Source organism: Paracoccus nototheniae (assembly GCF_004335005.1).
In the GTDB taxonomy this organism is placed as follows: domain Bacteria; phylum Pseudomonadota; class Alphaproteobacteria; order Rhodobacterales; family Rhodobacteraceae; genus Paracoccus; species Paracoccus nototheniae.
Genome location: NZ_RQRT01000101.1, coordinates 1 through 8,839 on the forward strand (window position 1 = coordinate 1; position 8,839 = coordinate 8,839).

General features: G+C 65.7%; 10 protein-coding genes, 1 tRNA gene and 1 pseudogene. 8 read left to right on the forward strand and 4 right to left on the reverse strand.

What is annotated here, in order from left to right; all coding sequences use genetic code 11:
- Window positions 1-39 precede the first annotated feature (39 nt).
- The 7 genes from EG885_RS20645 to EG885_RS20675 all read left to right on the forward strand — a co-directional run bounded on the left by EG885_RS20645 (window position 40) and on the right by EG885_RS20675 (window position 6,261).
- Window positions 40-2,703, forward strand: a complete 2,664-nt coding sequence (locus EG885_RS20645) for a sensor histidine kinase (protein ID WP_131578450.1) — start codon at window positions 40-42, stop codon at window positions 2,701-2,703.
- A 59-nt stretch (window positions 2,704-2,762) separates the two neighbouring features.
- Entirely contained in the window at window positions 2,763-3,929 is a 1,167-nt protein-coding gene (locus EG885_RS20650; RefSeq protein ID WP_131578432.1) for a FliM/FliN family flagellar motor switch protein, read from the forward strand.
- Window positions 3,930-4,016: 87 nt separating this feature from the next.
- Window positions 4,017-4,235 (forward strand): translation initiation factor IF-1, encoded by a 219-nt coding sequence (gene infA, locus EG885_RS20655; protein ID WP_010397442.1) that lies wholly within the window; start codon window positions 4,017-4,019, stop codon window positions 4,233-4,235.
- 13 nt (window positions 4,236-4,248) lie between these two features.
- Window positions 4,249-4,860 (forward strand): Maf family protein, encoded by a 612-nt coding sequence (locus EG885_RS20660; RefSeq protein ID WP_131578434.1) that lies wholly within the window; start codon window positions 4,249-4,251, stop codon window positions 4,858-4,860.
- Complete coding sequence (locus EG885_RS20665; protein ID WP_131578436.1) at window positions 4,857-5,912, forward strand: ribonuclease E/G; 1,056 nt, start codon at window positions 4,857-4,859, stop codon at window positions 5,910-5,912. Before EG885_RS20660 ends, EG885_RS20665 begins: the two co-directional genes overlap by 4 nt.
- Window positions 5,912-6,073, forward strand: coding sequence for a DNA gyrase inhibitor YacG (locus EG885_RS20670; protein WP_131578438.1), 162 nt, complete (start codon window positions 5,912-5,914; stop codon window positions 6,071-6,073). Before EG885_RS20665 ends, EG885_RS20670 begins: the two co-directional genes overlap by 1 nt.
- A gap of 112 nt (window positions 6,074-6,185) precedes the next feature.
- Window positions 6,186-6,261: transfer RNA gene (locus tag EG885_RS20675), tRNA-Phe, on the forward strand.
- Window positions 6,262-6,674: 413 nt separating this feature from the next.
- On the opposite strand, the gene EG885_RS20685 is transcribed toward EG885_RS20675, so the two are convergent.
- From EG885_RS20685 to EG885_RS20695, 3 genes are all read right to left on the reverse strand, one after another.
- Window positions 6,675-6,866 carry a hypothetical protein gene (locus tag EG885_RS20685; protein ID WP_131578442.1) on the reverse strand — a complete coding sequence of 64 codons (192 nt, stop codon included), beginning with the start codon at window positions 6,864-6,866 and terminating at the stop codon, window positions 6,675-6,677.
- Between the two features lie 11 nt (window positions 6,867-6,877).
- Window positions 6,878-7,228, reverse strand: a complete 351-nt coding sequence (locus EG885_RS20690) for a hypothetical protein (protein WP_131578444.1) — start codon at window positions 7,226-7,228, stop codon at window positions 6,878-6,880.
- Window positions 7,229-7,363: 135 nt separating this feature from the next.
- Window positions 7,364-7,624, reverse strand: coding sequence for a hypothetical protein (locus EG885_RS20695; RefSeq protein ID WP_131578446.1), 261 nt, complete (start codon window positions 7,622-7,624; stop codon window positions 7,364-7,366).
- Window positions 7,625-8,090: 466 nt separating this feature from the next.
- On the opposite strand from EG885_RS20695, the gene EG885_RS20700 reads away from it, so the two are divergent.
- Window positions 8,091-8,474 carry a hypothetical protein gene (locus tag EG885_RS20700; RefSeq protein WP_131578448.1) on the forward strand — a complete coding sequence of 128 codons (384 nt, stop codon included), beginning with the start codon at window positions 8,091-8,093 and terminating at the stop codon, window positions 8,472-8,474.
- Window positions 8,475-8,725: 251 nt separating this feature from the next.
- Here EG885_RS20700 and EG885_RS20705 read toward each other — a convergent pair.
- Window positions 8,726-8,839 (reverse strand): annotated as a pseudogene (locus EG885_RS20705) (IS5/IS1182 family transposase); the annotation flags it as partial.

Here is an 8,839-nt window from a genome sequence, read left to right on the forward strand (position 1 = left end):
ACCAACCCGACCCCGCCCCTGACCGCAAGGGGGACGATGATGCCCTTTGAGGCGCTGGTCGCGACCTGTCTGGCCTATGTCGTGCTGATGTTCGGCGTGGCCTATGCCGCCGACCGGGCGGCGGCGCGGGGCCATGTGCGCTGGCTGGATCATCCGCTGGTCTATACGCTGTCGCTGTCGGTCTATTGCTCGGCCTGGACGTTTTACGGGGCGGTCGGCTATGCCTCTCGCTCGGGGCTGGAATTCGCGACGATCTATCTGGGGCCGACGCTGGTCTTTACCGCCGCCTGGTGGGGGCTGCGGCGGCTGGTGCGGGTGGCGCGGATGCATCATGTCACCTCGGTCGCGGACCTGATCTCGGCCCGGTTCGGCAAATCGAACCGGCTGGCGGCGATCGTGACGCTGATCGCGGTCATCGCCTCGACCCCTTATATCGCGCTGCAACTGCAATCGGTGCGCCTGTCCTTCGAGGTGTTTGCCACCAACGCCCCCAACGGCCCCGAGATCAACGGCGCCCTTGGCGGCACCGCGCTGTGGGTGGCGGCGGGGCTGGCGCTGTTCACCATCCTGTTCGGCACCCGCAATCTGGCCGCCGATGAACGCCATCACGGCGTCGTCACCGCCATCGCGCTGGAGGCGGTGGTCAAGCTGCTGGCCTTTGTCGCGCTTGGCATCTTCGTGGTCTGGGGGCTGGCCGACGGCCCCGGCGACATGCTGGACCGCATCGCACGGACCGCCGCCGACCCTGAGGTGGCCGAGGGCTGGTTGCTAAAGCCAGACCGCTGGACCGCGCTGATCCTGGTCTCGGCGGCGGCGATCCTGACCCTGCCGCGCATGTTTCAGGTGATGGTGGTCGAAGCCGCGGACGAGGAACGCCTGCATGTCGCGGGCTGGGCCTTTCCCGCCTATCTTTTCGCCATGTCGCTGTTCGTGCTGCCCATCGCGGTGATGGGGCGCGAATTGCTGCCCGCCGGATCGAACCCGGATCTGTATGTGCTGACCCTGCCTGCGGCTGCGGGGCAGGACATGCTGGCGCTGCTGGTGTTTCTGGGCGGGTTCTCGGCGGCGACATCCATGGTGGTGGTCTGCGCGATCGCGGTGGCGACGATGGTGTCGAACCATTGGCTGGTGCCGGCATGGCTGGCGCTGCGGCGCATACCCTCGCCGGACGAGACCGACGATCTGCGCGGCTTTGTGCTGAATGCCCGACGGGTGGCGATTCTGGCGGTGATGGCGGCGGGCTGGGTCTATCATCAGGCCTCGGGCGGGACGGCGGCGCTGGCGGCGATGGGGCTGGTGGCCTTTACCGGCATGGCGCAGGTGCTGCCCGCGATGCTGGGGGGGCTGCTGTGGCGCGGCGCCAACCGCAAGGGCGCCTATGCCGGGATCGGGTCGGGGCTGGTCCTGTGGATGGGGCTGATCTTTTTGCCCTCGGTCGGGATCGGGGGCGATCTGCCGGTGCCGCCGGGGGTCGATCCCTGGACGGCGGCGGTGATGGGATCGCTGGTGATCAACACGCTGGCCTTCATGGCCGTGTCGATCTTTGGCTTTCCCGACCCGGTGGAACGTCTGCAGGGCCTGTCCTTCGTCTCGGCTGTCGAACCGATCCGGCACAGCCGCATGACCCGCGCCGATGACCGGGCCGAGCCTTTGCTGGCCATGGCGCGCAAGGTCTGGGGGGCCGAGGCCGCCTTGCGCTATTTTCAGGACGAGGCGCGGGCGCAGGGACGTTCTGGCTATCTGCCCGATCTGACGCCGCGCTTTCTGACCGGGCTGGAACGGCGGCTGGCCGGGTCCATCGGCTCGGCCACCGCGCATGCGATGATCGACCGCGTGGCGGGGGGCGTGGCGCTGACCGTGTCGGACCTGCTGCAGGTCGCCGACGAGGCGCAGCGCGCCAAGGAGGAGACGCAGCGGCTGGAGGCCGCGCAGGCCCAGCTGACCCGAACCGCCCGGCAACTGCGCGAGGCGAATGACAAGCTGACCGATCTGTCGGTGCAGAAGGACGCCTTTCTGGGCCAGATCAGCCACGAACTGCGCACGCCCATGACCTCGGTCCGGGCGTTTTCCGAGATCCTCAAGGATCCGGACCTGACGGTCGAGGAACGCGGCCGTTTTGCCGGGATCATCCATGACGAGGCCGGGCGGTTGACGCGGCTGCTGGACGATCTGCTGGATCTGTCGGTGCTGGAAAGCGGCCGGGCGCAGCTGACCGTGTCGGTCGTGAACCTGCATGACGTGTTGACCCGGGCGCTGTCCGCTGCCTCGGCCACCCGGCCCGAACGCGGGTTCCTGATCGACCGCGATCTGCCTGCCGAACATCTGGCGGTGATCACGGATGCCGACCGGCTGCTGCAGGTGCTGATCAATGTGATCACGAATGCGCGGAAATATTGCGACGCGGCCCATCCGGTGCTGATCCTGCGCATGCGCCGCCCCTCGCAGGGCGGGGCGGTGATCGACATCGTCGACAATGGCAGCGGGATCGACAGCGGTCGCCAGTCGCTGATCTTCGAGAAATTCGCCCGCCTGAACGATCCCGCCCGCGCCGGAGGGGCCGGGCTGGGTCTGGCCATCTGCCGCGAGATCATGCTGAATCTTGGCGGCGATATCAGCTATCTGCCGGGTCAGGGCGGGGCTGCGTTCCGCATCACCCTGCCGCCCCGACCGCCCGCACAGGGCCGCCCGGACGAGGCCGGTTAACGCTTTTTCAACGCCGAGCGGTCAGATTGGACGCTGGCGACAGTTGATTCGGGCGTGACATGATTCATCCAAACCCTTTGCCCCCCGAGACGGGCGTGCTGCGGCGCATGTTGCGGACGCGCAGTCAGGCCCGGTTGGGGCAGGGCGGTGCCCCGCAATTGCCCGAACCCGTGCCGCCGACACCCGCACGGGCCGCAGCCACCGCCATCGGGCGCGCGGCGGACCGGCTGTACAACCTGCCCATGCGCGCCCTGTCGGTCCAGCCCGGTGCGCTGACGCTGGCGGAACTGCCCGAACTGCTGCCCGAACTGCCGCTGGTCGCGGTCCTGCAGGGGCCGGGCGACAATCTGGGGGCCATCGCGCTGTGTCCGCAGGCGGTGGCCGGGCTGATCGAATGGCAGGCGCTTGGGCGGGTCACCGCGCGCGGGCTGGAACGCCGCCGCCCCTCGCGCAGCGACGGCTTGCTTTGTGCCGAGTTCATCGACGCCTTTCTGGCCGAACTGCCGATCGAGATGGCCGGGGTCGAGGGGTTCGAGGCCGTGGCGGGTTTTCGCTTTCTGACCCATCTGGACGATCCGCGCCCGCTGTCGCTGATGCTGGATGACAGCCCCTTTCGCAGCCTGTCCTTTCACCTGGGCATCGGCGCCCCCGACATGCGCGAAGGGCGGATCCTGCTGGCCCTGCCGCAGGCCCCTGCCAGCCTGCGCCCGCGCGGGCAGGGGACGGCAATGGCGGCGGCGCCCCCGGCGCCGGTCATGTCCGCCCCGCCTGTCCCCATCGCGCTGCGGCCGACGCTGGCCGGGGTCATGCAGGACGCGCCGGTCCAACTGTCCGCGATCCTGTGTCGGCGGCGCATCTCGCTGGCCGAACTGCGCGGCCTGACCGAGGGGCGGCTGCTGACCCTGCCGCGCACCAGCCTGGCGCAGGCCACGCTTGAAACGGCGGACGGGCAGGTTCTGGCCACCGGCAAATTCGGCGAGGCCGAGGGCTGTCACGCGCTGCGCCTGCGCGATCCGGGCGCGACCGCAACGGAAGACCGCGATGCGCCCGGTGCGGGCCAGATGGCGCCCCGGATGCCCCCCCAGATGGGGGACGATCCGTTGGGCATGGCGGGCATGGACCTGCCGGTCGATCTGGCCGAACCCGATCCGTTTCGCGATCAGGAGGCCGGAATGGCGGGTCTGCCGGCACCGTTCGGGATGGATCTGTCCGCCTTGCAGGGGTGATCGGGTGCTTTCTCCTTGAATTCCCCATCATCTGGTCGCATGTAACGGCGGTCCCGAATCCTGCGGGATGATTATGATGGAGTGACCATGGCCAAGGAAGAAATGCTCGAATTCCCCGGCGTCGTGAAGGAACTCCTGCCCAATGCGACATTCCGGGTCGAGCTTGAAAACGGCCATGAGATTATCGCACATATGGCAGGAAAGATGCGCAAGAACCGCATCCGCGTTCTGGCTGGCGACAAGGTGCAGGTGGAAATGAACACCTATGACCTGACCAAGGGGCGGATCAATTACCGCTTCAAGTAAGGCGTCCGGTGGCATGCCCGCCGGTCCGACCTCTGGACGGCCTCGCCTGATCCTGGGATCGGCCAGCCCGCGCCGTCTGGAATTGCTGGCGCAGATCGGCATCATCCCCGACGCGCTGCGCCCCGCCGATATCGACGAAACGCCCCGCAAGGGCGAGACGCCCCGCGATTACGTCCGCCGCATGGCCGCTGAAAAAGCCGCAGCGCTGGATCTGGCCCCGGACGAGGCCGCCCTGACCGCCGACACCACCGTCGCGGTCGGCCGACGCATTCTGGGCAAGCCCACCGACCGGGACGAGGCCGCAGCCTTCATGCGGCTGATGTCCGGTCGTCGCCATGTCGTGCTGACCGCCATGGCCCTGCGCCATGGCGATCGCCTGTCGCAGCGGCTGGTTGAAACCAAGGTGCGCATGCGCTCGATCGACGATGCCGCGCTGCAACGCTATCTGGACATCGGCGACTGGCAGGGCAAGGCGGGCGGCTATGCCATTCAGGGTGCTGCCGCCGCGTTCATTCCCTGGCTGCAGGGGTCGTTCTCGGCCGTGGTCGGCCTGCCTCTGTCCGAAACCGCCGCGATGCTGGCCGCGATCGGCATCCATCCCGTGCTGAAAGGAGATCCCCGATGAAGGGTCGCCAAGTCGTCCTGGGCCATCTGTTCGGCCTTGAATCCGCCGCCTTGATGGAAGATGGCCAGCTGATCGACCTGATGGTCGCCTCTGATCCGCTGACCGCCCTGCCGCCCGGCGCAATCTGCCGTGCGCAGACCGACCGGTTCATGAAAGGGCAGGGCGGCGTCTTTCTGCGCCTGCCCGGGGGCCAGACCGGCTATCTGCGCGACCGCAAGGGCGTGTCCGAGGGCAAGCCCCTGCTGGTGCAGGTCGCGGGTGTGGCCGAGGATGGCAAGGCCGTGCCGCTGTCCACCCGGCTGATCTTTCGTGGCCGCCATGCGCTGGTGACGCCCGGCGCGCCCGGCGTGAACGTCTCGCGCCGCATCCGGATCGAGGATCGCCGCGAGGCGCTGGAGGCTTTGGGCCGCAGCGCGCTGGCCGATCGCGATCACGGCCTGATCCTGCGCAGCGCCGCCGAGGATGCCGACGATGACGATGTTCTGGCCGAACTGGCCGAGCTGATCGATCTGACCGACCGCATCTGCAACGAGGGTCCGGGCGCCCCCGAGCTGCTGCTGGACGCCCCCACCCCGTGGGAGCAGGCCTGGATGGACTGGGCCGATCCGGCCCCCGACGCCGTCGAGGAAGGCGCCGACAGCTTTGAGCGCTGCGGCGTGCTTGAGGCGGTCGATGCACTGCTGGCGCCGCGCGTGGTCCTGCCCGGCGGCGGCGATGCACAGATCGAGTCCACCCGCGCGCTGATCGCCGTGGATGTGAACACCGGCAATGACACTTCGGCCGCGGCGGGGCTCAAGGCGAATATCGCGCTGGCCCGCGAATTGCCGCGTCAGCTGACGCTGCGGGGTCTGGGCGGGCAGATCGTCATCGATTTCGCCCCGATGCCCAAACGCGACCGCGCGACGCTGGATCAGGTTCTGCAGGCCGCCTTCCGTCAGGCCGGGTCCGAGGCGACACTGGCTGGCTGGACCGCGATGGGCCTTTACGAGCTGACCCGCAAGCGCGACCGCGTGCCCCTGGCCCGGCTGGCGGCTGCCAGCGGAGCCGCCTGATGGCCTGCCCGATCTGCAACAAGGACAGCACCGAGCGCTATCGCGCGTTCTGCTCCAAGCGCTGCGCCGATGTCGATCTGGCCAAATGGCTGCGCGGCGCCTATGTGATCCCCGGCCCCCCGCTGGAGGAGGTTCCCTCGGACGATCCCGACCGTGACTGACCCGCAATGAAGAAAAGCCGCGCAACTGGAAAAAACCAAGGATTCGGTCTGGACAGTCGCCGTGCCTCTTCGTAAATACCGCTGACCCGCCGCCAGAGATGGCGCACAAGGGGCCCGGATAGCTCAGTTGGTAGAGCAGCGGATTGAAAATCCGCGTGTCGGCGGTTCAAATCCGTCTCCGGGCACCACAAAAATATTCGAATATTATCAGTATGATAAGCGCGTTTTAACTCGACTCTCAGCCGACGTGAGCTCTTTTGGCCTCGGCGCGGTGGCACACTCGTGGCACAATCGATGTGAGCGTAGATCTAGCGAGTTGAGTGACGCTGATCGCAATTATGTGATGGCTTCAATGTAATTGCGGACATCGGAAGTCAAGAATCGTGTGATTGACCCGTGTGAGTCAGACAGCTTGAATTTTTTCGGAAAGTTCGGCCGCTCACGCGACCATCTGTCGATAGTCGCGCGGCTAACATCGAAAAACCGCTGAAGGTCCTTGTTGGTGCAGAAATGTTTGCGAGAAAGCCAGCTTGGCAAGACGTCAGTGCAGCAGTTCATCGGATTTTCCTTTCAAAGTGAATTTTTCTTCGGTTACCCGCCCCTATGGTCGTGGTGAGTAATCGTCATCCGCCTGCTGATCAGGCTTGACCAAGTCGAAGCGCGTCCCATCGTGGTGCCAGACCTCGTCGCCGATCCGGACGGTCATCAGCGGGCCATACGCATCGGTCACGAAGCGGAGCGCCGTGAGCGGCTCTCCATAGGCGTCCGCCTGGTGATGCGCTGCCTGGATCATTTCGGCACGGCTCAGGCTTCGGACGGCCCGCGCATCGGGTGCCCGAGAAGGCCAAGGATCAAGCCGATCTTTGCCTCGAGGCGGTCGAGACGCTCCGCGAGGTTCTGGTCCTGAGCTGATCGGTCGACTGTGTCCTGACGCCCCAGGGCGGCGATCAGACGCTGGGTCACTGCCGCGAAGCTCTCGTCGATCTTCTGAATCGCGATCAGGTAATCCCGGATCACGTCCGAGATTGCCGGCTGATCCCGGTCCTGAAGCAGCTCGTGTAGAAGATTGTTGAACGTTTTCAGCTGCGCGATTAGCTCGGTGAGCTGCCAATGGGTGGCGGGGGCGTCCGGGATGGTCGGGATCGTATCGGTCATTGGTTTCCTCCAAGGTTGTGATCAGAGTTGAGAGACGTGGCAGGGCCTCAGCGGCGTGGATCTCGAGGCCTGGGGAGATCGCCGTGACCAAGCGGTGCCTTCTGATCCGCATCATGGTCCTCTCTAGGATAGGCCTCAGCTGTCCGATGAGCTGAACGAGTCGAGAATCCCCAGAGCGATGCGCAGCTCCCGGATCTCTCGTTCCGCCGTCGTGAGGCGGCCCCGAAGATCCCGGTTCACCGTCTGCTCGGCGGCAATCCTCTCCTCCAGAAGCATTTGCCTGTCTTCCAACCTGTGGATGCTCAGCCGATGCAGGGTTAGCGCGCGGCCCAACCGGCGCACGCGGTGCCGGAACGGCGCGAGAAGTGCGGTCGTGAACGGCTGTTCTTTCGTCATGGAGATCTCCGCTGTCGGGATGGCATGCGGGCAAGATCACCCGTGGGATGTCGGCAAGGTCCGAGATGAGGTTTGGGGTGGGATGCTTCTCTTTCGGCGCCCGCGCGGCCGCGTAGGCGTTACGAAGCCGGACGAACTCCGCTCCGGCCGCCTCAAGACGCGCATTGCGCTCGAGTTTCAGCGGCCCCTGCCGGTCGCGAAGATTCTTGATGTCGTGCTCGGAGCGGAACGCCTCGGTAAAGCAAAAGCCCGTGAGCCGTATCGTCTTACCGTCGCCGCCATGTTTGATCGATACGGAGGTCGAATTGAGCTCGCTGACTGCAAAGCCGGCCTTTTCGAGATCCGGAGTCAGCCAGTCGACCAACTCGCTCCGGTTCTGCACCAGGCCAGACTCCGTCGCTGAAATCGTGGGTTCGATCAGCCGGAAGAGGCCGTGCCCGTCCAGGCCTTCACGCAAGGCCTCCGCGTGTTCCTTATGGAGCCAGGCAGGAAGCCGGAACAGCCGCGTGCGAAGCGGATCATGTGGATCAAAGAGGGCGAAGCGGCGGACCAGCGCCTCTTGGATGACGTGGCCGAAGTAACGATACTTTTTCTGCGGCGGGAACGGGGTGAAGCTTCTGAGGCCGTGCTGCCGGTCAATGACGGCGCGCGGCAGGAGCAGGTTGATCTCCAGCCGTCCCGTGTGCGAATGCGTGTTGCCAAAGACTGGCGGTCGACATGGTGCCGGAATGCCGGCATAGCAAGCGTCCAGAATTGTCGCGATGATGCATCCTGCTTCGGTCCGCCACGCGCCCGTGTTGAATGCGGCGACATCGACCTCATGTTTGGCAAAGCTTGCGGTCAGCGATAGATACCGGTGCCTGAACGGGAGCGATGACAGAAAGGCCTCGACGGTATCGGCATGGCCAAGCAGCGTTTCTGGGGCCGGATCACGCATGATCCGGCACTTGAGGCCACTGATCGTCTTGGCGATGGAGGCGTCGGTCAAATAGGAGATCGCCCGCGCGGGCCTGGTTTTCGCGCAGTTCCCTGAATATCGCGCGGTCCCGATAATCATTTCGCTTCGATAATGCGAAGCACAATTGAGCTTAGGGTCAGGATTCATAACCAATAGATGACGGTTGCTGCGAGGGCGATGGCCGAGAGGAAGATCTTCGGACATCTGTCATATCGCGTTGCCACGCGCCTCCAATCCTTGAGCCTGCCGAACATGAT

Coding starts and splice junctions, on each gene's coding strand:
- EG885_RS20645 (WP_131578450.1), top strand. CDS start 40: ATGCCCTTTGAGGCGCTGGTCGCGACCTGTCTGGCCTATGTCGTGCTG.
- EG885_RS20650 (WP_131578432.1), top strand. CDS start 2,763: ATGATTCATCCAAACCCTTTGCCCCCCGAGACGGGCGTGCTGCGGCGC.
- infA (WP_010397442.1), top strand. CDS start 4,017: ATGGCCAAGGAAGAAATGCTCGAATTCCCCGGCGTCGTGAAGGAACTC.
- EG885_RS20660 (WP_131578434.1), top strand. CDS start 4,249: ATGCCCGCCGGTCCGACCTCTGGACGGCCTCGCCTGATCCTGGGATCG.
- EG885_RS20665 (WP_131578436.1), top strand. CDS start 4,857: ATGAAGGGTCGCCAAGTCGTCCTGGGCCATCTGTTCGGCCTTGAATCC.
- EG885_RS20670 (WP_131578438.1), top strand. CDS start 5,912: ATGGCCTGCCCGATCTGCAACAAGGACAGCACCGAGCGCTATCGCGCG.
- EG885_RS20685 (WP_131578442.1), bottom strand. CDS start 6,866: ATGATCCAGGCAGCGCATCACCAGGCGGACGCCTATGGAGAGCCGCTC.
- EG885_RS20690 (WP_131578444.1), bottom strand. CDS start 7,228: ATGACCGATACGATCCCGACCATCCCGGACGCCCCCGCCACCCATTGG.
- EG885_RS20695 (WP_131578446.1), bottom strand. CDS start 7,624: ATGACGAAAGAACAGCCGTTCACGACCGCACTTCTCGCGCCGTTCCGG.